At 59.3% G+C, this 21,722-nt stretch carries 20 protein-coding genes; 10 read left to right on the forward strand and 10 right to left on the reverse strand.

Translation table 11 applies throughout. The annotated features are described in order from the left end of the window. Positions 1 to 35: 35 nt before the first annotated feature. The 9 genes from E3U23_RS09285 to E3U23_RS09325 all read left to right on the forward strand — a co-directional run bounded on the left by E3U23_RS09285 (position 36) and on the right by E3U23_RS09325 (position 10,763). The gene (locus E3U23_RS09285) at positions 36 to 986 is read left to right on the forward strand and encodes an NAD-dependent epimerase/dehydratase family protein (protein WP_279350964.1); all 951 of its coding nucleotides are present in this window, start codon (positions 36 to 38) and stop codon (positions 984 to 986) included. A gap of 121 nt (positions 987 to 1,107) precedes the next feature. After that, complete coding sequence (locus E3U23_RS09290) at positions 1,108 to 3,012, forward strand: SLBB domain-containing protein (RefSeq protein WP_279350965.1); 1,905 nt, start codon at positions 1,108 to 1,110, stop codon at positions 3,010 to 3,012. Between the two features lie 44 nt (positions 3,013 to 3,056). Next, positions 3,057 to 4,238 (forward strand): hypothetical protein, encoded by a 1,182-nt coding sequence (locus E3U23_RS09295; protein WP_279350966.1) that lies wholly within the window; start codon positions 3,057 to 3,059, stop codon positions 4,236 to 4,238. Next, entirely contained in the window at positions 4,222 to 5,202 is a 981-nt protein-coding gene (locus E3U23_RS09300) for a glycosyltransferase family 2 protein (RefSeq protein ID WP_279350967.1), read from the forward strand. Before E3U23_RS09295 ends, E3U23_RS09300 begins: the two co-directional genes overlap by 17 nt. Positions 5,203 to 5,205: 3 nt before the next feature. Beyond that, the gene (locus E3U23_RS09305; RefSeq protein WP_279350968.1) at positions 5,206 to 5,598 is read left to right on the forward strand and encodes a GtrA family protein; all 393 of its coding nucleotides are present in this window, start codon (positions 5,206 to 5,208) and stop codon (positions 5,596 to 5,598) included. Further along, entirely contained in the window at positions 5,598 to 6,989 is a 1,392-nt protein-coding gene (locus tag E3U23_RS09310) for a hypothetical protein (protein ID WP_279350969.1), read from the forward strand. The genes E3U23_RS09305 and E3U23_RS09310 overlap by 1 nt, the downstream gene beginning before the upstream one ends. Before the next feature lie 63 nt (positions 6,990 to 7,052). Then, positions 7,053 to 8,681, forward strand: a complete 1,629-nt coding sequence (locus E3U23_RS09315; RefSeq protein ID WP_279350970.1) for an ArnT family glycosyltransferase — start codon at positions 7,053 to 7,055, stop codon at positions 8,679 to 8,681. An 88-nt stretch (positions 8,682 to 8,769) separates the two neighbouring features. After that, positions 8,770 to 9,900 carry an OmpA family protein gene (locus E3U23_RS09320; RefSeq protein WP_279350971.1) on the forward strand — a complete coding sequence of 377 codons (1,131 nt, stop codon included), beginning with the start codon at positions 8,770 to 8,772 and terminating at the stop codon, positions 9,898 to 9,900. A 185-nt stretch (positions 9,901 to 10,085) separates the two neighbouring features. Continuing rightward, positions 10,086 to 10,763, forward strand: coding sequence for an NnrU family protein (locus E3U23_RS09325; RefSeq protein WP_279350972.1), 678 nt, complete (start codon positions 10,086 to 10,088; stop codon positions 10,761 to 10,763). A gap of 44 nt (positions 10,764 to 10,807) precedes the next feature. On the opposite strand, the gene E3U23_RS09330 is transcribed toward E3U23_RS09325, so the two are convergent. The 8 genes from E3U23_RS09330 to rpe form a co-directional block, all read right to left on the reverse strand. Further along, on the reverse strand, positions 10,808 to 11,359 hold the full coding sequence (locus E3U23_RS09330; protein WP_279350973.1) for a PEPxxWA-CTERM sorting domain-containing protein: 552 nt from the start codon (positions 11,357 to 11,359) through the stop codon (positions 10,808 to 10,810). A gap of 182 nt (positions 11,360 to 11,541) precedes the next feature. Further along, positions 11,542 to 13,464 carry a 1-deoxy-D-xylulose-5-phosphate synthase gene (dxs, locus tag E3U23_RS09335; RefSeq protein ID WP_279351129.1) on the reverse strand — a complete coding sequence of 641 codons (1,923 nt, stop codon included), beginning with the start codon at positions 13,462 to 13,464 and terminating at the stop codon, positions 11,542 to 11,544. A 110-nt stretch (positions 13,465 to 13,574) separates the two neighbouring features. After that, positions 13,575 to 14,042, reverse strand: coding sequence for a Fur family transcriptional regulator (locus tag E3U23_RS09340; protein WP_279350974.1), 468 nt, complete (start codon positions 14,040 to 14,042; stop codon positions 13,575 to 13,577). A 43-nt stretch (positions 14,043 to 14,085) separates the two neighbouring features. Continuing rightward, positions 14,086 to 14,745, reverse strand: a complete 660-nt coding sequence (msrA, locus tag E3U23_RS09345) for a peptide-methionine (S)-S-oxide reductase MsrA (RefSeq protein ID WP_279350975.1) — start codon at positions 14,743 to 14,745, stop codon at positions 14,086 to 14,088. 20 nt (positions 14,746 to 14,765) lie between these two features. After that, entirely contained in the window at positions 14,766 to 14,897 is a 132-nt protein-coding gene (locus E3U23_RS09350) for a hypothetical protein (protein WP_279350976.1), read from the reverse strand. A gap of 98 nt (positions 14,898 to 14,995) precedes the next feature. Further along, positions 14,996 to 16,585, reverse strand: coding sequence for a bifunctional phosphoribosylaminoimidazolecarboxamide formyltransferase/IMP cyclohydrolase (gene purH, locus E3U23_RS09355; RefSeq protein ID WP_279350978.1), 1,590 nt, complete (start codon positions 16,583 to 16,585; stop codon positions 14,996 to 14,998). Positions 16,586 to 16,592: 7 nt separating this feature from the next. After that, complete coding sequence (locus E3U23_RS09360) at positions 16,593 to 18,464, reverse strand: heparinase II/III family protein (protein ID WP_279350979.1); 1,872 nt, start codon at positions 18,462 to 18,464, stop codon at positions 16,593 to 16,595. Next, positions 18,461 to 19,123 carry a ribulose-phosphate 3-epimerase gene (gene rpe / locus E3U23_RS09365; protein ID WP_279350980.1) on the reverse strand — a complete coding sequence of 221 codons (663 nt, stop codon included), beginning with the start codon at positions 19,121 to 19,123 and terminating at the stop codon, positions 18,461 to 18,463. The genes E3U23_RS09360 and rpe overlap by 4 nt, the downstream gene beginning before the upstream one ends. A gap of 248 nt (positions 19,124 to 19,371) precedes the next feature. On the opposite strand from rpe, the gene E3U23_RS09370 reads away from it, so the two are divergent. Continuing rightward, a complete protein-coding gene (locus E3U23_RS09370; protein ID WP_279350981.1) occupies positions 19,372 to 19,857 on the forward strand; it encodes a DUF2141 domain-containing protein in 486 nt (161 codons plus the stop codon). On the opposite strand, the gene E3U23_RS09375 is transcribed toward E3U23_RS09370, so the two are convergent. Next, entirely contained in the window at positions 19,848 to 20,750 is a 903-nt protein-coding gene (locus E3U23_RS09375; protein ID WP_279350982.1) for a hypothetical protein, read from the reverse strand. The genes E3U23_RS09370 and E3U23_RS09375 overlap by 10 nt on opposite strands. Continuing rightward, on the reverse strand, positions 20,747 to 21,697 hold the full coding sequence (locus tag E3U23_RS09380) for a diacylglycerol/lipid kinase family protein (protein ID WP_279350983.1): 951 nt from the start codon (positions 21,695 to 21,697) through the stop codon (positions 20,747 to 20,749). The genes E3U23_RS09375 and E3U23_RS09380 overlap by 4 nt, the downstream gene beginning before the upstream one ends. Between the last annotated feature and the right edge of the window lie 25 nt (positions 21,698 to 21,722).

Below are 21,722 nucleotides of genomic sequence, written 5' to 3' on the forward strand. Positions count from 1 at the left end.
TGAGCACGGCGGAGAAACTTGCTCGAGCTACGACATTGGAACCGGCAGTCGCCGAACAGTTGCGCGCCGATGATCGAAGGATCGTTATTGTCGGCGCCGGTGGCTGGATCGGACGCGTGCTTCTCTCCGGTCTCTATTATGCGTTGGGTAAAGAGCAATTTTCGCAGCGGGTAAGATGCTTCGGAAGCGTCGCGCGTCCAATCTCTTTCGGAACTGGATTAGCGGTTTCGCAAGCACCGCTGTCCGACGCTCGATCTCTAGCTCCTGAAGCGACGATATTATTTCATCTTGCCTTTCTTACGAAGGATAAGGTCGCGCGGATGGATGAGGACGCTTATGTGTCCGCCAACCGAAAACTGTCCGAAGATGTGCTCGATGTTATGTCGACCATCGGGGTAGATCGTTTGTTCTACGCCTCTTCTGGAGCGGCGGCGTTTGCCGAAGACGAGGGCGCTGCGAGCGATCTGTGCCTGTACGGAAAACTGAAACGCGCCGACGAGGTGCGATTTGCGAACTGGGCGGAAGAGGATGCGCGAAGCCGACGAGCCGTAATAACTCGGATCTACAGCGTATCGGGTCCTTTCATCAACAAGCATGATACCTACGCGCTCGCCGACTTTATCCGATCATCGCTCTCGGGAGAGGAAATTTCGGTTACGGCACCGATGCCGGTTTACCGCAGCTTCGTTGCCATCCGCGAACTCCTTTCGTTGATTTTGGCCCAACTCCTGCGCGACGATGGACCTTCGACATGGGCGTACGACAGCGGCGGAGACCCGGTCGAGCTAGCCGGTGTCGCCAAGGAGGTCGTTTGGGTTTTGGGTGGTAGCGTCAGGAAGCGGCATATCACCCGACAGGACAGCAACCTTTACTACGGAGATGATGGGGAGTATCAAAAATTGCTATCAAAATTCGCCATAACATCTGTTCCCCTGCGGCAACAGGTCGCTGAAACGGCAATAGGCTTTGGCGAGGAATGGTCTTAATGGTTCACAAAGAGTTGTGATCGCGATATGCGGCGCTGGATCGTCGGGTGGGCTATGTCGATCTCTTTTGTCGAGCGTTCGACGAACTTAGCTGTTTTTGGATCGTACTAGGTCGCGTCTCATGAAATATCCGCTTTTTCCGGCCTGCCTCGCAGTCGCGATAGGCCTTGCACCGGTTTCGACCTCGGCGCAGTTTCGACAACAGGGCTCGAGCGATCAGTCCGACGATTCCGATCGGGACAGCGGATCGTCGCGTACTGAATCGCGCGCAGCGGAAAACGATACCTATGAGCCGACCTTGATCGGGCCGACGATTATTCGGGATGATCAGCGGGGACGCTCGAACCGGTTTATTTCCGCTGAGGATGCGCTGGATGCTCGAGAGAGTTTGCTAGAAAGGTCGCGTCGTGCATTGGAGCCGGCTAAACCCAATGAATTCGAGCGTTATGTCGAGCGGATGACCGGTAAAACGCTGACCCGTTTCGGATCGGATCTCATCCTGCCGGAAGGTCGGGATTTTTCGGTACCCGCAGATGCAACGATACCCCCCGATTATCGGATCAACATCGGTGATACGATCTCGATCTCGCTCACCGGGTCGGCCGAAGGTAGTGTTGAGCGAACCGTTGATACGGACGGCAACATTTTCCTCCAATCGGTCGGCTCCATCCGCGTCGCCGGCGTGCGCTATGGCGATTTGAAAGAGTATCTTGCGGGAGCGATCGGCACCCAATTCCGCAATTTCCGGGTCGGCGTTCGTGCAGTCGAATTGCGCGGCTTAAGGGTCTTCGTAACAGGTTACGCGCAGAACCCCGGCTCCTTCACGATCAATAGCCTTTCGACCTCGCTTAACGCGATACTGCAAGCCGGAGGCCCATCGTCGGGCGGAAGCTTCCGGAATGTCCGCCTGATCCGCGGGGGCGGGGAAATAGCCAATATCGATCTCTACGACATTTTGCTCGAAGGCGATCGCTCGAACGACCGAACGCTGGAAAGCGAAGATGTCCTGCTGATCGAACCGGCCGATACGCAGATCGCAGTATTCGGCAGCGTAAACAACGAAGCCATTTTCGAGTTGCGTCCGGGTGAAACGATCCTCGATGCTCTTCAGTTCGCAGGCGGATCGAACGAACTTGCCGAGATTGATCGCGTCGTTCTTTACCGCGCCGACCCCGAGTCGCAGCCGGGCCCGATCGTAATCGAAGCCGCCGCATTTGCGTCGACGCCGCTTCGGCCCGCAGACCTTATCCAGGTATTGCCATCGAAAAGCCTGGTGCAGCCTGTCTCGCGCCAATCGGTCATCGTTCGGATCGAAGGGGAAGTTGTTCGTCCCGGCAACTATTACGTTGCTCCGAATACGCCGTTGGATTCGATCGTAGCCCTCGCCGGCGGCTTGACCGAACGCGCCTATCCGTTCGGAACCGAATTCAATCGTCAGTCCATCGTGGCTCAACAGCGTAAGAACTTCGACGAGGCACTCGATCAGTTCGAACTGACGTTGGCCACCGCCCCCTTGGTCGCGGACTCCAGTATCGATGCAGGTCGGCAGCAACTTCAGCTTACGGCTGCAAGAGATACGCTCGACGAATTGCGAGAAGCCGAGCCTGATGGCCGATTAGTGCTCGATATCGCGTCCAACGCTGTAAGTTTGCCGGGCGACCTTTTGCTCGAGAATGGGGATCGCATTTATGTACCCCCGCAGCCTACGAGTATTGGGGTGTTCGGGGCGGTGTACCGGCCTGCGTCCTTTCAACTTTCGCGTGAAGGTCACCGCATAAAGGACTATATCGAGCAAGCCGGCGGACCGGTGCGTGCGGCGGACAAGGGCGACATATTCGTCGTTCGGGCAAATGGCAGCGTCCTTACACGCGACAATGGCGCTTTACGCGCTACCGCCCTTCCTGGCGACGTCGTCTTCGTCCCCATCAAGACCCAATCCCGCGATCTGCTGGCAAAGATCGCGCAGGTTAGCTCCATTTTGTTCCAGTTCGGCCTTTCCGCCGCGACCGTGGCGGCAATCGATTGATGACGCCTCGCCTATCCCTTACCGGAAAAGCAGCACGTTTTCCTGTGTTCGACAAGGGCTGGAAACGCGCGGCTATCTTTTTGCCGCTCATCATCCTCCTGTTGGTGTTTTCGGCCTTCCCCGAACGCTTTCGCGCGGAAGCGACGCTGACCCCCGCCGACCCTTCCACCCTCGGCCTATCCGATACTCTAGGTCAGCTGGGTGCGTTGAATTCGGTTTTCGGCAAACAGGCGGAAGTCGAGGTCGCGCTGCGGATCGGAACGAGCAAATACACCCGTGAAACGGTGATGCAGGATCTCGATCTCGAAAATCGCCTCGAAGATTACGACATCGTCGATCTGCACCGCTGGTTGGACCGCGAGGTCGAGGTGCGGTCGCTCCGCGGCGGCATTATTTTGATCCAGATGGATTCGCAAGACTATGATCTAGCGTCCGACATCGTGGGGGCTTACACAAAAGCCATCCGCACCAGATTGGCTGACATAACGGAACGGCAAACCGAATATAAACGAGAGGTGCTCGAGCGCCTCGTATCGGATGCAGGAGATCGGCTAAGCCAGGCTCAGGCGACGTTTGACGAATTCCGTTTGCGAAACGGCTACGCTGATCCTTTCACTTACGTCGATAATTTGGGGAGCAAGGTTCCGGCGCTACGTGCGCAGCTTGATACGCTCGACAGAGAACTCGCGACGGCGCGCAGTCTGTATACGGACTCGAATATTATCGTAACCGAATTGGCAAGCCGGCGTAATGAACTTGCGGAGCAGATTGAACAGACGCTGTCGACCCGCCCGACCGCACAGGGTGATACGGTTGGCGAAGCCGTAACGGTTTCTACGCGCCTCTTCGAGCTGGAACGTGAACTTAATCTCGCCAAGACTTTGTACACCAATTATCTTCGATATCTCGAAGGTACGACTGTCGAAGATTTGACATCGACGGCCAATATCAGGATCCTTGAAGAACCGTATGTCGCCACGGAGCGGCAATTTCGGTGGACGCTAGTTGCCGCAGCGGCTGCGCTGTTTTTGATCTGGATGGCTCTCGAATTCTATCGGTTGCGCCCCCCTGTCGGAGCCGCTGTAACGAAAGATCGAGAACTAAGCCCGCATCGTGATGATGGACATCGAAACGAACCGCTTTGGGCCGATGGGGACAACGAGCAAGTTGAACCATTCGAGACGAATGATGGTAAATTTGGCCGGTCCCATGAAGCAAATATCTGAGACTTTCATTTCTCAACCGGAGATAAGCGTTTGCATCGCATGCCGGAACGAGGAGGCTAACGCCCCCGCCATCGCTGCGGCCGTTATTGCCGAAATGGAGAGGGTCGATGCGGTTTTCGATATCATCTTTATCGACAACGATTCCAGCGACCGAACCGTAGCGACCATAAAAGACATGTGTTCGCGCGACCCGCGAATAAAATTGATCGTCAATACCCGCAACTTTGGTCAGATGCGTTCGCCGACACACGCAATTTACGAGGCGGGTGGCAGCGCCGTAATTTCTATGTGCGCGGACTTCCAGGACTCCCCGGCTCTCTTGCCAGAGTTTGTCCGCAGATGGAGGTCCGGGGTTCCTCTAGTTCTCGGGGTCCGTAAGAACGAAAAGAACGGCCCCATTCTGCGGTTCTTCCGCAATCTGTCCTACAGCCTTCACAGACGGTTCGGCGAGTATCCGGTCATTCCGAACGCGACGGGTTTTGGTATCTATGATCGCAAAGTTGTCGAAGCGTTGCGGCGGCTTAACGAGCCGGAACCGTTTGTCCGCGGAATGCTCGTGGAAACCGGGTACAAACTCGAAACAATCCCTTTCGACCGTCCTGTCCGTAAAAAAGGGAAGTCTAACAATAACTTCTTCACCCTTCTCGACTTCGCCCTGAATGGTCTAGCCGGCTCATCGAAAGGGCTGCTTCGCGCGCCCCTCTATGTGGCGTTCTTCCTTGGATTGCTGACGTTTTTCTCCCTGATCGGTGCGGCGCTGTCTCCCCTCTGGGACGGGTCGTGGCAATTTTGGCTCTTCGCGGCGGTTCTCGAGGGTCAGTTCACCCTCATGTTTCTATTTTTCGGCCTGCTGGGTGTTCAAGTCGCTCTGGTTTCCGAAAGAACGAGAAACCAACCACTTGTGATCGAGAGGGAGCGCGTTAATTTTCCAAAAGACTATCGCTCCCATCTGGCCCAGCAGTAAGTAATGTTTGATTGGCGCGACCGCCACGAATGGCTTCTGCTATGGCGGTATTACCAAGCGGGTATAGTCAACACCCTTTTCGGCTACGGATTTTTTGCCGTTCTCGTCTGGACAGGACTCAATATATATGTCGCTCAAGTCATTGCCCACGTGGGCGGGACGGTCTTCAATTATGTCACCTATAGTCGCTATACTTTTCGCAGCCGCAATACGCCAGTAGGTCGGTTTGTTGTCAGCTATGCGTTGAACTATCTTTTGAGCGTCGTTTTCCTTTTCGGTTTCGAACAGGTGTTCCGGTCACCCTATCTTTCCGGGCTTGGCGCGGTGTTAGTAGTATCCGCCCTAAACTTTTTGGTGCTAAAACGTTTCGTATTCAATGAGAAGGAAGCCGGTTGATGACTGGCTTTCTCATTCGCAACCTGCGCAATGGGCTTCTCATCGAATGGGCTCTTGCATCCCTGATAACTGTCTCGGCCTTATACTCGCTATGGCATCTTTGGTACTATAGCTACCTACCTCAGCCGTTCTTCTATGAGCCGAGTGACCTATTCGCTGATTGGTTCAACACCTCATACTGGGCACGGGACGAAGGATCATACGATGTCTGGGCGACGCTCTACCCGCCCCTTTCATTTGTTTTTCTCGATATTTTCGGCATCGATGCCTGTTATCCTCGCGTAAGAGCCTACGATCCAAGCGCAGGTTTAGCAGCCAGGGGATGCGACTGGCTTGGAACGGTGACCCTATTCGGCTCGTTTTTCCTGAGCGGATACGTCGCGTGGCGTATCATCCGCAAACTGAATACCAATATCTATCGCGCCATTCCACGAACTATCTGCGTGGCGATAGGGTGGCCGATGCTCGACGCGCTAGAGCGCGGCAATCTGATGCTCGTTGCTTTCGTGTGCTTTGCATTGGCCTTCGGACCTATTCTGAAGTCCGCGAGGCTCCGTTGGCTTTTCGCCGGCCTTGCGGTCAATTTCAAAGTCTACCTCATCGCTTCAATCATGCCATTGCTATTCAAGCGGAAATGGTTGTGGGTCGAGGGTGCGTTAATAGCGACAATTCTCGTCTATCTCGTGAGCTTCGCCATATTGGGCCGAGGCACGCCGATAGAAATCGTCACCAATCTTACGTCCTGGTCGCAATTGGGGACGGCCTCTCCGCTCGATATGTGGTTCTCTACCACCTACAAGGCGTTCCTGGCGTTGTTGGACGGTGAGGTGTTCCCGGCGACCCTCATACTGGGGTCCCAAACTGTCGATCGGCTGCAATGGATATTGCCAACCCTTCTTTACAGCGTTCAGGCAACCATTCTCATCGCTTTTGCATTCGCTTGGTATCGACCCGAAGTCATATCGCATTATCGGCTGGTCAATCTTGGAACGATGCTTGCCTTGATTACGTCGGAAGCCGGTGGCTACACACCTGCCTTTTTCACGCTGCTCATAATGCTCGAAAAATGGAAAGGGTTCGGTCGAATTTATTGTATCGTGATGTGCTACCTCCTTGCTGTGTCCTTCGACATTCCTATCGATCAGGCACAGCCCGTCGTGCGCGACACAGCGATCCGAAATTCGACTGTCATAGTTACATTTTACGTCACGATCGGCCCGTTCATCCGACCGGCACTGATCCTATCGATCCCCTTTGCGTTGGCCCTAACCACTATTCGCGCAGTTTGGCTGGATATCCGACAACAAGGTTGGTCTGAGCGCTGGCGGTTTCGCAATGATGCGGCGCTATTGCCCTGGATCCGCCGGCCCGAGCCGCCAAAAAGCGCTTAGGCTATGCAAATCCGAACGCCCGAATCGTTTCGGCGCCTACTGCCTCGCTTGGCCTTGATTTGTGTGCTGCTGACGGCGTTCGCTTTGCGCTTGTACGGCATTCGCTTCGGCCTTCCCGCCATGCTCGATCCGGATGAGCTCATATTCGAATTGGGCGCTATCCGAATGCTGGAAAGTGGCAACGGCAACCCCGGCTGGTTCGGCCACCCGGCAACCATCACGATGTATGTCCTGGCACTCATTAACGTTGGCGCATTCGTATCGGGTTATCTCAGGGGGACTTACCAATCACCCGATGGGTTCGCGCAATCGGTGTTCTTGGATCCGGCGATCGTCATGCTTCCGGGCCGTATTGCAATGGTCTGCTTTGCAGTCCTCGGTGTCTGGTTACTCTATCGCCTCGGATTGAGGATATCGGGCAAAGTTTGCGGGCTCGTCGCAGCAGCGGTGCTTGCGATAAGTCCGCTTCATGTCGTTTGGTCTCAAGTGGTGAGATCTGATATCTTGGCGACAACCTTTCTCGTCGCGACGATGCTTTTCTCTTGGCGCTACTATGAGAACAACCGTCGTAGCGATTTTGTTTGGGCCTGCCTCTGTATCGCATTGGCCATAACATCCAAATGGCCTTTTGCCGTCGCAATCTTCAGCATTTTAAGCGCAATCCTACTCGCAGACCGACGAACCGAATCTCGGCTCAGGACTGTTAGCGCGATGGTTCTGGCGTTGGCGCTTTGTGTCCTCTTTACGCTGGTCTTGTCTCCGTTTCTGATTCTCGATTACGGTACGGTCCTTTCAAACCTTCAGGGTGAAGCGCAAACCCGACATGTTGGGAGCACCGGTGGCTTGCCACCGGAAAACCTCGTTTTCTATGCACGTACTCTCTCAGCATCAGGCATCGGATTGCTGGGCAGCGTGCTTGCCGTAACCGGCTTGGTCACGGTCAGAAAAAACAGGCCCTTTCTACTGATCATCGCTGCCCCAACGATATTAATGGTCGCCATCCTTGCGAGTCAGAACCTTGTGTGGGAGCGGTGGATTATTGCGGCTCTGCCTTTATGCGCCCTGCTCATCGGTATTGCTGTCGCTGCACTCGCTCGAACCGGCTTTGGCATCCCACGAACCGCACGATTGGCCGCCATTTTCTTGTCGGCGTTCGGGATTGCCCTGCCTTTGCTAATGCAAATTCATGCAAATGCGCAGGAACGGCTTCACGATAATCGCCGGATCGCAACCAACTGGGCTAGCGCCAATCTCCCCGCAGGTTCTCGTATTATGGTTGAACATTTCGCATTCGACCTGTTGAACAGTTCTCTCGATTCGATTTTTCCTGTCGGTACGGCTGGTTGTCTGAATGCCCGTGCCACCCTCCAGAACGGTTTCGATTACGGACAGATCGATGCCGTTCGCGGGGGGAATTCCAACCTCGATTATGGCGCCATACCGCCCTCGGCACGAAAGACGTGCGCGGCTGATTTCGCCATTCTAACCGAGCATGGCAGATATCGCGCCGAGAAAGAGACCTTTCCTCGACAAAACCGCGCTTATGAAAAACTCGTCGCAAAAGGACAGGTAATTGCGCGCTTCAAAATGGCGGAAGGGAAAGTTGGCGGTCGCCCCGAAGTGGTAGTTGTGGATTTTCGGTCACAATCCAGACAGTTCGCAGGGGAACGAAAGGTCCTGTCGGGTTTTTGACGGATGCATCGGAGCCAAGATTTAGGTCTCGGCACGCGCTGCGAGGCACCGGCAAACCGATCCGGGTTTTAAAATACGAGGGTATTATATGAAAAATGCGAAACTGCTTGTTGGGGTGTCGGCACTCGCCGCCCTTGCAGCAAGCCCTGTCAATGCTCGAGACGGGCAACCGTATGTCGGTATCCAGGGTGGCTATGTGCATCCGAACGACATTCAGTTCGATGTAAACGATGGCGACGGCGGCGAAACGCTGGTCAACAACGAAGACAGCTGGGAAGTCGGCGCGGTAATCGGTTACGATTTCGGCGCGTTCCGCTTGGAAGGTGAAGGCTCCTACACCGAATTCGATGTCGACACCGTCGTATCGAATACGACCCCAATACCTTTGGGAACCGCCCTCGGCAACACCGGCACTTATGGCGATATCAGCGGCGGCATCGACGTGGCGACGTTCATGCTGAATGCGCTCATCGATCTCGGTTCAGATGACGGTTTGAGCTTCAGCGCCGGTGGCGGTGCGGGTTATGCCATTTTCGATGCCGATATTTCCGCCGATACGAGCGGCCCCGGCGTAGTTGTCGATAAGGATGGGGCATTTGCCTATCAGGGTATCGCGCAGTTGCGTTATCCGCTTACATCCTCGCTGGATGCGGGTCTGAAGTACAAGTACATGTCGATCCCGAACCTGGAACTGACCAGCACGCAGGGCTTGCAGTACGACGATGACTATGAATCGCATTCGGTGCTGGCGACGTTGAGCTACAATTTCGGTGGTCGTGCTGCTGCGCCGCCGCCGCCGCCGCCGCCGCCGCCGCCGCCCCCTCCGCCGCCGCCCCCACCGCCGCCGCCGCCTCCTCCGGCGCAAAGCTGCAACACCGGGCCGTACATCGTCTTCTTCGAATTCGACCGTTCGGACATTACGCCAGAAGCATCGTCGATCCTCGACAATGCAGTGAGCGCGTATAGCAACTGTGGTAGCGCTTCGGTTATGCTCGCAGGGCACACCGACACTGCGGGTTCCGCGCAGTACAATCTCGGCCTTGCAAGTCGGCGTAACGCATCGGTGCGGGATTACTTGACCGCCCGGGGTGTTCCGAGTGGCCAGATCGCCGCTGAAAGTTTCGGCGAAACGCGGCTTCGCGTCCCGACGGCAGATGGCGTTCGCGAACTCCAAAACCGTCGTGTCGAAGTCACCTATGGTCCGGGATCCGGAATGTAATTCCGGCTACCTTGCCTAGCGAATATTGTAGTAAGAACGGCCCGCCATGTGCGGGCCGTTTTTTGTAAGTCACCTTCCAAAGACACGACAGATGCAATCTTCGGAAAGCTAGCTCCTTTTTTAGAAAAGGGTTTTCGCATATAACACGCGTTCAACTCACCGATCGATGCTGAAAGGTACGGTTCATGAGTTTAGCGCTAATATCGCTTACTGCTGGTTCGATCGCTTTCGTCGGCACGCATTTCGCGATGTCCCATCCACTTCGGCAACCGCTCGTGCGCATGTTCGGCGAGGGCGGCTTTATGGGCTTCTACAGCCTCGTGGCCGTTGCCTGCATGGTGTGGATGTATTTCGCTTTCATGTCATCGCCCGCTTTCGATCTACCTGGTTCCGGTGAGATCGGTTGGATTGCCGCGACCTTAATCACATTGCCGGCCTTGGTTCTCTTCTTTGGCTCGTTGCGCGGAAACCCTGCTCTCCCTGCACCCGGCGTCGGCAAACTGGCACGACGCGAGCCGGAAGGAGTCTTCCGCGTAACTCGCCACCCCATGATGTGGGGCTTCGCCCTATGGGCACTGTCGCATCTGATACTGCTGTGGAGCTGGCGAACCACAATCGTCGCGTCAGCGGTCCTTATTCTCGCGCTGGTCGGCGCGCGCTTGCAGGACCGCAAGAAGGAATTGCATAGGGGTGCGGACTGGGCAGCTTGGGAAGCGAAGACATGCTACTGGCCGCGCTGGGGCAGGATGCTGTCGGCAGGGTGGCTGCTGTGGTCTATCGGCCTTGTGGGATGGCTGGCGATTACCTGGTGGCACATTCAAGCCGATGGCATCCCCGCCGGGATCTGGCGTTGGATTAGATAAAAGGGCACCCCGGGTTCGGTCGGGATGCCCTGTCAAGCTTCGCCTTATGCCGCGAAACGAACCGAGACTTCGCGGTTGCGGTTACGCATTGCCAACCCGGTCAGACCGAAGCCAAGGATCATGAGCGCCCATGCAGCAGGTTCGGGCACGGCACCGCCCATCGGTGCTTGCGAAATCGTGAGCACGCCGCCGCCCGTACCGGGGCCGGTATTGACCTGGCTCAGATTGAACGTTCCAAGATTGAACATGGGATTGGTGGCCGAACCGTTGAACAAGTCAGGTCCGCCGAAGTTGCTAAAACCGAAGCCTTGCGCAGTAAAACTGATCGGCGCGAAAGGACCCGTCCCGAAACTGATCGTCGATGCCAAGTCCGACGATCCGTTCACGCCGACAAAACTGCCGGAAACGTTGTTATAGAAAATCCGCGTTCCAAGGAATGTATCCGTGCGGTCAGGTGCCTGGGTATCGTCGAGCGTGAAGCTGAAGCTGCGATCGCCCCCTTCGAAGTCGAACAGCAGGGTAGCGGCGCTTGCTGCGCCGGGAAGGCTTGCCGCGGCAAGAGCGGCGAGACCGACGGTAATATGACGTATCTTCATTATAAGGTCCTTTCGGCGGGACCCTCGAAGCGTCGAATGGATCTCTTGTCGTGTTAGTCAGACGACGCTGCCGTTCCCGCAGTGAACAACCGGGCACCCGTATAGTTACCCGCAACTTAACTACCCCGTATTTCGCCTAGCAGATGCAGTTCCGGGAAGATTTTCCGATCTTTGGGACTGGATCAGGCCCGTGCTTCCTCCACGCCTGCGCTATTATGGCGCAGCGCATTCAGCACCGCGTCTACGATCTGCGGCGCATTGAGGCCGGCTTCGTCGTACTGCTTCGCGGGATCGTCCTGATCTTGGAACACGTCGGGCAGGCGCATGGTGCGCACCTTCAATCCGTTGTCGGTTAGGCCTTCATCGCTGGCGAAGGTGAGGACGTGAGCGCCGAGCCCGCCGACCGCGCCTTCTTCTAACGTGACTACCACTTCGTGCGTGCGCATCAGCCGTTCGATCAGCGCGGTGTCGAGTGGCTTGGCGAAGCGCATGTCGGCCACCGTGGTCGATAGACCCTTTGCCTCCAGCTGGTCCGCCGCCTTCTTCGCTTCCTCGAGCCGCGCGCCGAGTGACAGGATTGCGACCTTGCTGCCTTCGCGTACGATACGGCCCTTTCCGATCTCCAGCTTCTCGGGCGTGTCGGGTAGGGCGACTCCGGTGCCGTTGCCGCGCGGATAGCGGAAGGCGATCGGGCCGCTGTCGTGCTCGGCGGCGGTATAAGTCATGTGGACCAGTTCGGCCTCGTCCGCCGCGGCCATCACCACCATATTCGGCAGCGTCGCGAGATAGGTGATGTCGAAGCTGCCCGCATGGGTCGCCCCGTCTGCACCGACCAGCCCGGCCCGGTCGATCGCGAAGCGAACCGGCAGGTTCTGGATCGCGACGTCGTGCACCACTTGGTCGTAGGCGCGCTGAAGGAAGGTGGAATAGATCGCCGCAAACGGTCGCATGCCCTGCGCGGCGAGGCCGGCGGCAAAAGTAACACCGTGCTGCTCGGCAATGCCGACATCGAAAGCGCGCTTGGGATGCGCCTTGGCAAACCGGTCGACGCCCGTTCCGCTCGGCATGGCGGCGGTGATGGCACAAATGCGATTGTCGGTTTCGGCAAGCTTGGCCAAGGTATCACCGAACACGTTCTGGTAAGCGGGCGGTCCGCCCTTCGATTTCTTCTGCTCGCCGGTGACGACATCGAACTTGGCGACGCCGTGATACTTGTCGGCGCTCGCTTCGGCGGGGGCATAGCCCTTGCCCTTCTTGGTCACGACATGGACCAGCACCGGCCCCTGACCGCTATCGCGCACGTTCTCCAGCACCGGAACGAGGTGATCGAGATTGTGGCCGTCGATCGGGCCGACATAGTAAAAGCCGAGTTCCTCGAACATGGTCCCGCCGGTGACCATGCCGCGGGCGTATTCTTCCGCCTTTTCGAGCCCGCCCCAGACACGGCGACCCATCTTGCGGGCAAGTTTCGAAGCCATGGAGCGCAGGCCGAGATATTCGCTGCTCGAAACCATGCGGGCGAGATAGGCCGAAAGGCCACCCACAGGCGGAGCAATCGACATGTCGTTGTCGTTGAGGATGACGACGAGGCGGTTGCCCGCCTGCTCGGCATTATTCATCGCCTCATAGGCCATGCCGGCGCTCATCGCGCCATCGCCGATTACGGCGATACCGCGGCCGGGCTTCTTCTGCAGCTTGTTCGCCATTGCGAAGCCCAGTGCCGCACTGATCGAGGTGGAACTGTGCGCCGCGCCGAACGGATCGTATTCGCTTTCGCTGCGCTTGGTGAAGCCGCTGAGACCACCGCCCTGACGCAGGGTACGGATGCGATCGCGACGGCCGGTCACGATCTTGTGCGGATAGCATTGGTGGCCGACATCCCACACCAGCTTGTCGTTCGGCGTATCGAAGACGTAGTGGATGGCGGTGGTCAGTTCGACCACGCCGAGCCCGGATCCGAGATGCCCGCCGGTGGTACCAACGGCATCGATCACTTCGGCGCGGAGCTCGTCGGAAAACTGGCGCAGCTGGCTCTTGTCGAGCTTACGAAGGTCGGCGGGATATTCCACGGTATCGAGAAGCGGTGTGTCGGGTCGCGAAGTCATAGCGGTCATCCCTACACCCCTTGGTGGCAACTGTCGATTAACGGTTTGTCTATGCTGGTGGGCAGTTGAGCGGCGAGATCAGGCCGCGCTGTCATTATCCCGTGCCGACCTCAGGCCGCACAATCGTCACACAGCCCGCGCATTTCCACGACTGGCCGCACATCGGTGAATCCCGCATCCTTGCCTGCCTCGCGCAAGGCGCCGGTCACCCGCTCATCGTCGAGATGGGTGGCCTTGCCGCAATCGTCGCAGATCAGGAAAATGCAGTCGTGACGGCAGCCCGGATGGGTATTGACCAGATAGGCGTTCGCGCTTTCGATGCGATTGGCAAGGTTGGTACGCACGAACAGATCGAGAATGCGATAGACACTGTTCGGCGCGACACGCTTGCCGCGTGATTGCGAAAGATTATCGGCAATGTCGTAGGCCGATGCCGGCTTGTCGTGGCGCGCGAGTTCCTCGAACACGGATTGGCGCATATTCGTCCACTGCTCGCCGGAATCGGTCAAAGTGTGACGTGCAGCGTCGATCAGGTCGTCGCCGGAATGCTCGTAATGGGAATGCGCATGTGTTGCCATAGGCGCCAAGATAAGCCCCCCCTGGGGTCGGCGCAAGCCGATGTCAGTTGCGCTGGAAACTGGCGCTGTAAACCCCCGGATACATCCGCTTCAGGGCCGCGACCTTCGGGGCGTCCCAGCGCACGATGTAGCCATGGTTGGGATTCTTCTGCGCAAAGTCCTGGTGATAGGTCTCGGCCGGGTAGAACGCCTGCGCGCGTTCGATCCTCGTGACGATCGGCTTGTCCCAAACCTTCGCTGCCTTCAGCTGCGCGATGTAGGCTTTTGCAACCTCGTTCTGCTCTGCCGACATCGGAACGAGGGCGGAGCGGTAGTGCGCGCCGCGATCGGGACCCTGACGATTGAGCTGCGTCGGGTCCGTGATTACCGAGAAATAGATGCGCAGGAGCTGGTCGTAACGGATCACCGACGGATCGTAGGTAACCTTCACCGCTTCGGCATGGTCGGTCACACCAGACGAGACGATATCGTACTTCGCGGACCGTTCGGTGTCGCCATGATAGCCCGAAACCGCGCTGGTGACGCCCTTGGTATGGCTGAACACGGCTTCGACGCCCCAGAAGCAGCCACCTGCGAAGATCGCGGTCTTCAGGCCGTTGCCTTCGTCTGCCGTACGCTGTGCCATCGGCGCCTGGACCACGCTTTCCGCAGCCAGCGCCGGTTGCATGCACGCCGCGGCGCCGAGCGCGAGCGATCCTGCCATGACAAGCGCGGACTTACGCATCAAAACAGCGTCGCGAGGAATTGCGGAACGGCGTCGAAGACAACCTTGCCGCTGGTGAAGGCGACAAGGAGAGTGCCGGCAGCGAAGCCGACGCCAAAATTGCGGGCGAGGTCGGAAGTGAATAGCGTCATCGTGCGGTCTTTCTTTCGATTGACCAGATGGGTAGCCGATTCGGAATTGCAACGGGCTGAATAGCGCGGTTGCCTTGCGTTCAGCCCGATAGTTCGGATCAGTGCCGGAAGTGGCGCATCCCGGTGAAGACCATTGCCAGATTGTGCTCGTTCGCTGCTGCGATCACTTCTTCGTCGCGGATCGAGCCGCCCGGCTGGATGATCGCCGTCGCGCCGGCTTCCGCCGCTGCCAGCAATCCATCGGCGAAGGGGAAGAAGGCATCGGAGGCGACGGCGCTGCCGACCGTATGGGGCGCGCTCCAGCCGTACTTCTCGGCGGCTTCGGCCGCCTTCATCGCGGCGATGCGCGAACTGTCGCGGCGATTCATCTGGCCCGCACCGATCCCCGCGGTCGCCCCGTCCTTGGCGTAGACGATAGCGTTGGACTTTACGTGGCGGGCGATCGTCCATGCGAACAGGCAGTCCTTCAGTTCCTGCTCGCTCGGCTGGCGCTCGGTCACGATCTTCAAGTCGTCCGCCAAGATCGCGCCATTGTCGCGCGTCTGCACCAGGAGACCGCCCGCGATGACGACCTGCGTCACGCCCGGCCGGCGCGGATCGGGCAAGCCGTCGGTAATCAGCAGGCGCAGGTTTTTCTTTTTGGCGAAGGAAGCGCGGGCCGCATCGTCCGCACCCGGCGCGACGACGACTTCGGTGAAGATCTCGCAGATCGCGTCCGCCGTCGGGCCGTCGAGCGGGACGTTGGTGGCGACGATGCCGCCGAACGCGGAGACGCTATCGCATTCGAGCGCCGCATTCCATGCCTCCAGCAAAGTGCCGCGCTGCGCCACGCCGCACGGATTGGCGTGCTTGACGATCACCACCGCCGGCGCGCCTCCCGCGAATTCACCCGCCAGTTCGAGCGCTGCATTGGCATCGTTGTAATTGTTGTAGCTCAGCTCTTTGCCTTGCACCTGCTCGGCTTGCGGCAGGCCAGGGGCCATGACTCGCTGCGGTACGTACAGCGCCGCCTGCTGGTGCGGGTTCTCGCCATAACGCAGGGTCGAATGCAGGCGCGAGGCCACCGCGCGGCGTTCAGGAAAGGTCTCCCCTTGGTCGGCATAGGCGAACCACTGGCTGATCGCCGCGTCGTAGGCAGCCGTCGCAGCAAAGGCTTTCGCAGCCATCCGCTTCCGAAAATCTTCACTCGTTGCCCCGTCTCCGGCGTCGAGTTCGGCCAGCAGCGTATCGTAATCCGCCGGATCGGTGAGGATGGTGACGTAGCGGTGGTTCTTCGCCGCGCTGCGGACCATGCTGGGCCCGCCGATGTCGATATTCTCGATCACCTCGTCGCGTTCGGCACCCTGGGCCACCGTCTGCTCGAACGGGTACAGATTGACGACGACCAAATCGATCGCGCCGATCCCGTGCTCTTCCATCGCTGCGGCATGGTCCGCATCGTCGCGCACTGCGAGAAGTCCGCCATGTACCATCGGATGCAGCGTCTTTACCCGGCCGTCCATCATTTCGGGAAAGCCGGTGAGGTCCGACACGTCGCGCACGTCGAGGCCCGCTTCGCGCAAAGCCTTCGCCGTGCCGCCGGTCGATACCAGTTCCACCCCGCGCGCCGCCAGTGCCTTGCCCAATTCGGCCAGCCCGCTCTTGTCGGAGACGGACAGCAGCGCCCGCCGGATTGCAGTGTCGGTCACGTGAAAATCATCCCATTCGTTTGAGCAGCCATGGGAAGCTTCCCCCGCCGCGCGCCGCCAGTCCTTCGGCGACGAGTTGCTTGGTGCCATGTGGCCTGCCGCTGCCATCGACCCACAGGCTGTCTTCCACCGACAGCGTGGCGGCATCTTCTTCGCCGCCGAGCCGGAATTGCCAGCGCGTGCCGTCCGGCAAAGTCAGCGCTGCACCGCGCCTGTCGTCCGACAGAACAGCCTCCACGCCGCGGCCCAGATGGAAGCGCATCGCAAAGCCGATCTTGCCCCTTTTGCCGCTGCGCCCCGTGGGCTCGAGCACATCTTCGCCCAGCAGTTCGAGGCCGTCTTCTGCCAGTACTAGCCGCCGCCGATGCGACAGACCGAAGCGCGAGACATAGCCATTATGCGCCGCGTCCAACCGGATCGCCTTGCGCCCCCGGCCCTCGATCCGGCTGCGTGCGATATCGACCTCTTCCACACCCTTGCCGATCTGGCCCTTGATCAGGACGGCGGTAGAGTTCGTGTCGTCCAGAACCAGCGTCGAATGCGCTGCCGTTCCGCGCAGGCCCTGTTCGATTCGCGCGGGAACGAGCGCTCCTGCATATTCCGCGCCCCCGCAATTGACGATAATGCGCTGGCCCTCATGGCTGAATTCGAACGCGAGAGTGGAAGCGCAACCATGGCGCGCGTGTTTGTTGCGCGGCGGAGGTGCGGCATCCAGCACGACGATGCCTTTCTGCGCCCGCGCCCTCTGATAGCCCCATTGCTCGCCGGCGTTGAGCGCGCGCGCGCGCACGCCGGTCGCGGCGACCAGATCGTCCATCCGCTCGGCGGAAATGGCACCGGAACCTTGCCAGCACCCCAGGCCCCGATCGCCCATCCTGAGGGCCAGCAATGCCGGGATCATCAGGCCGAGCAAGGTCTCGATCGCGGAAAGCGGCTCGCGCCCGACCGCCTCGTAACACGCGCGCAGGTCGATCAGCACCTCGATCGCGGCGATCTGCGCCGAAGGACTGCGCGACAGTACGCCGCCATCGTCGCACACCAGTTCGCCGAGCGCGCGCAGCAGCCCGGCCTCGGCATAGAGACGCCGCGGCTTGCCGTCCGGCAGCAAGAGGCCGGCGGCGACCAGCGCGGCCCAGCTGGTCACCTTGGCAAGCCGGTCATCCTCGCTTGAAACCTTGCGATCCAGCCAGCGCGCATTGGTTTCCAGCGCCGCGAGATAGGTCGGTTTGATCCGCCCGCCCTCACCCGACAGCACGAGAGGCGCATGGACCAGCCATGCCATGACCCGCAATCCCGCATGCTCGACAGTCCATGCCGGCCCTTTCCCGGTTTCACGGTTCTGCGCATTCCACGCCGCGAAGATCCGGCCCGCCGTGGCAGCACATTGGGTGCGCGGGGCACAAGCGGCGAGATCGCGCATCCAAGTAAAGCCATGAACAGCGTGGAGGAAAGGCGGGGTCAGCGCCGCGACCGCCCGATAGTCGAGCTTCTTGATCGGCACCTTCATGCCGGCGACCAGCAATTGTCCTGCGCGCAAAGCCATGCCCGCCGCGCGGTCGCCCACCAGTGGACTGTCCACCGTGCCCAGCAGCTTCGGCTTCGCAGGCTTGCGCAGGGGCGCGCACAGGACCGCGCCTGGCACACCCATCCGGTACGCCCAGCGGATCGCCGCATCGATCGGCCCGGTATCGCGCGGCTTGAGGTCCGACAGGACGAGCGAGTGCGAAGGGTCCAACGGCGCGCCTTCGGAGAGGATCGGCTTGGCCGCGCGCTCGACCACCAGCGGCTCAGCGTTTTCTCCCAGCGGCAGCGCCCGCTTTTCGGCCGCCGCTCTACCGGAGCCGCGCTGCGACAGGAGGTCGCCCACCGCCTTGTTCATGCCGCACCCTTCAGCGCGGCGATATTCGCCGCGTAGCGATCCGGCCCACCCTTGAACGATGCGGAACCCGCGACCAGCACATCCGCACCCGCCTCGACACACAAGGGCGCCGTCGCCGAATCGACACCGCCATCGACCTCGAGCCGGATATCCTTGCCGGCCTTCTCGATCATCTTGCGGATCGCTTCGATCTTACGGAGCTGCGAATGGATGAAGCTCTGCCCGCCGAAACCGGGATTGACGCTCATCACCAGAACGAGATCGATCTCTTCGATCAGGTAATCGAGCATTTTGGCCGGCGTGCCCGGATTGAGCACGACGCCCGCCTTCTTACCGAGCGCCTTGATTGCCTGAACCGTGCGGTGGATATGTGGCCCGGCTTCGGGATGGACGGTAATGATATCCGCGCCCGCTTCGGCGAACGCTTCCAGATACGGATCGACCGGGGCGATCATCAGGTGGACGTCGAACGGCTTGTCGCTATGCGGACGCAGCGCCTTTATCACGGCTGGACCAATGGTGATATTGGGCGCGAAATGCCCGTCCATCACGTCGATATGAATCCAGTCCGCACCCGCCTCGTCGATCGCGCGCACTTCTTCGCCGAGCCGTGCGAAATCGGCCGAAAGGATAGAGGGAGAGATGAGCGGTGCGGACATCGGCAATACCGGAGACGGGAAGGTCCGCCTGCCCTACTCGCGCAGCAGTGCGGAGAACAATGCAAAAGGAAGCCTTTTCCACCGCCTCCTCGCATATACGTCTCGACGCATCGATTGTGCAGCCGTTCGAGTAGTTCTACATACAGTCTCATGGGTCCTCGCGTAATTCAGGGCCAATTAAGCGCGAAAAGGCCAAACCCCTAGGCAACCGGGCGGCGTAGTCCGCCGACAAGCTTTTGGGGCCATTCATGAATTACGTAACACTCGCAGCAACCACTGCTGCTCTAGCGCTGACGGGGCTCGCGGCTCCGGCAAACGCGCAGTACCGCCAAGAGATCCGCAATAACCCGGCGAAGTGTGCTGGCGACAAGTCCGCCGTCTGGGTCACGCTGACCGGCATAAAGGAAAGCAAAGGCACCATTCGCGTCCAGTCCTATCGCGGCACCAAGGAAGACTGGCTTGAAAGCGGGCGCTGGATCTATCGCATGGAAGCGCCGGCAAAGGCGGGGACGATGCGGTTCTGCATGCCGCTACCGGGCGCCGGAACCTATGGCATTGCGGTACGCCACGACGTCAACGGCAACGGCGATACCGACATCTTCACCGATGGCGGCGCAATGTCGAACAATCCCAGCCTGAACATCTTCAATCTCGGCAAGCCGAGCTACAAGAAGACGCGCTTCGATGTCGGCAACCGTGCGGAAAGCATTACCCTGCAGATGCGTTATCGCTGATTGCTGCGGCGCTTGCGGTGCCATAGCTCCAGGCCTGCGCCGGGCATCGCCAGCAAGGGATGCTCGCGCCTGAAACGCGTCACTTCCAGCGCGAAGCCGGTATGGCGCTCGAGCTTCCACGCCGCATAATCGGCCGCGCCGTCGAAGGTAAGCGCGGCTTTGGCGAGACGCATGATGTTGAGCGGCTTTCCCAGCCGGCGCCGGGCGCTCCAGTACGAAGCAATTTGAGCTTTCTCGCCCGATGTCAGAATCGGCGTCATGAGGCGGTCCGCACGTCGGAATGGCAGCGATTGCGCGTCCCAAGCGGCTGCCAACAGTCCGTCAAAGTGGTCCGCATTCAGTTCGAGTATTGCATTTTCACGACCGGGTTTCTCGATGCGAAATTCCGACCGATAGGTTTCGCGAAACAGCGCCCGCCAGAATGCCTGTTCCGTGCCCGTATGTGGCCCCAGCGCTGCCGCCATCCGGCTAGCTGTCATCGCCGCTGCCGCAATGGCATGCGCAGTCGCCAATTCAGCCTTCATATCCTTCCGATAGACGAGTGTCGCCGGCTGCACGAACCGTGTCCAGATCGTCGTATCGCGCGTTTCCCCGGCGGCTGCGGCGTGAAACTTTTCGAGTGACATGACGGCGATCTTCGCACGCAAGACCGCGCCGCCAATCGCGTATTCGCGATAGCCGATCCGAGGCCAGATCCTTTCGATCTGCGCGCCCGGCAGGAGAATGTAGAAATCCAGTACGCCGTCGAGCGATCCGGTGCGAAGGTTCGAGCCGTAGAACAAAACGCTTTGTGCCGAATGTTCGATGCCCAGCTTTTCTGCGAACTGTTCCACCTCCGGTGCCACCTCGCGATCGAGCGACTGCCACACGCGGTCTGCAAGATCGTCGGTCACGGGGCTACGAAACTTAGATGCGGCCCCTGCATGACCACATACGAGCCCGCCTCGAACGTTTCGCCGTCGAGAACGAACTTGTCGCCGATCTCCATCTCAAATCCTTCGACGGAAAGGTGGTGCAGCCCCCCTCTGTCAAGCCATCGCGGATGCCATCCGGCGAGCATGGCCGGCACGAAGCCCATGATGCGGCGCCGCGGCGCATCGAGAACCGCGAGCCTGATACCCTTTTGCCCTTTTCCGAACAGCTTTATGCCGAGCGGCATCCGGTTTAGCGTGGACGCAAGGAGGATGCTCCGCCGCCCCTGCTCTCCGTATCGCGAATGCGGGAGTTCCACACCGGTTTGCGCATCGGTCAAACGCATAACCGTGCCGCGGCGCCAGCTGCTTTTGCTGGAGCCAAAGATGGTTTGTCCGATGCCCCAGAGTGACGTGAGGCCGACCGCGAGAGAATCGAAAAAGCCCATGCGGTGCGCATCCTGACCGCTATTGACTCCGAGCGTGAAAATGCCTGCGCCGAGGATAAATCCGAACATCGTTCGGCTTTCACTCTCCATTCGAGAGCGAATTTCCAGCGGACGGCGCTTGAGCCGCCGACCGTTCACGAATGCTTCGACTGCCTCGTTCAAAGACCAGTCCGCCGGCGCACCCAGATCGGCATTGAGTGCGTTCGTCTTTCCACGCGGCAGAACCGCGATTGCAGGCCAGCCGTCGGTAAAGATATCCCTGCCCAGAGACAGCACATCGCGTACGGTCCCATCACCGCCGCTGATAACCAGGCAATCGATGCCGTTCGCAGCGAACCTGCGCAACGCTTCGGGAATATCGGCCTTGGTTCGCGGTTCGGCCAAATCGATCGCGGCGCTCGGCGTTTTACCTGGTGTGCGTCCCTTATTGCGGTGACTACGGGCGTTGTAGATAACGCCGACAGACGGCTGCGGCGACATCGCCCCAGAGCTTACTTGCCTATCT

This window comes from Erythrobacter litoralis (assembly GCF_029760855.1).
Lineage (GTDB): Bacteria > Pseudomonadota > Alphaproteobacteria > Sphingomonadales > Sphingomonadaceae > Qipengyuania > Qipengyuania litoralis_A.

What these genes read in the sequence shown, in the direction of transcription:
- E3U23_RS09310 (WP_279350969.1), top strand. Translation starts at nt 5,598, where the DNA reads ATGACTGGCTTTCTCATTCGCAACCTGCGCAATGGGCTTCTCATCGAA.
- E3U23_RS09370 (WP_279350981.1), top strand. Translation starts at nt 19,372, where the DNA reads ATGAATTACGTAACACTCGCAGCAACCACTGCTGCTCTAGCGCTGACG.
- E3U23_RS09290 (WP_279350965.1), top strand. Translation starts at nt 1,108, where the DNA reads ATGAAATATCCGCTTTTTCCGGCCTGCCTCGCAGTCGCGATAGGCCTT.
- dxs (WP_279351129.1), bottom strand. Translation starts at nt 13,464, where the DNA reads ATGACTTCGCGACCCGACACACCGCTTCTCGATACCGTGGAATATCCC.
- E3U23_RS09320 (WP_279350971.1), top strand. Translation starts at nt 8,770, where the DNA reads ATGAAAAATGCGAAACTGCTTGTTGGGGTGTCGGCACTCGCCGCCCTT.
- E3U23_RS09305 (WP_279350968.1), top strand. Translation starts at nt 5,206, where the DNA reads ATGTTTGATTGGCGCGACCGCCACGAATGGCTTCTGCTATGGCGGTAT.
- E3U23_RS09340 (WP_279350974.1), bottom strand. Translation starts at nt 14,042, where the DNA reads ATGGCAACACATGCGCATTCCCATTACGAGCATTCCGGCGACGACCTG.
- E3U23_RS09380 (WP_279350983.1), bottom strand. Translation starts at nt 21,697, where the DNA reads ATGTCGCCGCAGCCGTCTGTCGGCGTTATCTACAACGCCCGTAGTCAC.
- E3U23_RS09330 (WP_279350973.1), bottom strand. Translation starts at nt 11,359, where the DNA reads ATGAAGATACGTCATATTACCGTCGGTCTCGCCGCTCTTGCCGCGGCA.
- E3U23_RS09300 (WP_279350967.1), top strand. Translation starts at nt 4,222, where the DNA reads ATGAAGCAAATATCTGAGACTTTCATTTCTCAACCGGAGATAAGCGTT.
- msrA (WP_279350975.1), bottom strand. Translation starts at nt 14,745, where the DNA reads ATGGCAGGATCGCTCGCGCTCGGCGCCGCGGCGTGCATGCAACCGGCG.
- rpe (WP_279350980.1), bottom strand. Translation starts at nt 19,123, where the DNA reads ATGTCCGCACCGCTCATCTCTCCCTCTATCCTTTCGGCCGATTTCGCA.
- E3U23_RS09350 (WP_279350976.1), bottom strand. Translation starts at nt 14,897, where the DNA reads ATGACGCTATTCACTTCCGACCTCGCCCGCAATTTTGGCGTCGGCTTC.
- E3U23_RS09325 (WP_279350972.1), top strand. Translation starts at nt 10,086, where the DNA reads ATGAGTTTAGCGCTAATATCGCTTACTGCTGGTTCGATCGCTTTCGTC.
- E3U23_RS09360 (WP_279350979.1), bottom strand. Translation starts at nt 18,464, where the DNA reads ATGAACAAGGCGGTGGGCGACCTCCTGTCGCAGCGCGGCTCCGGTAGA.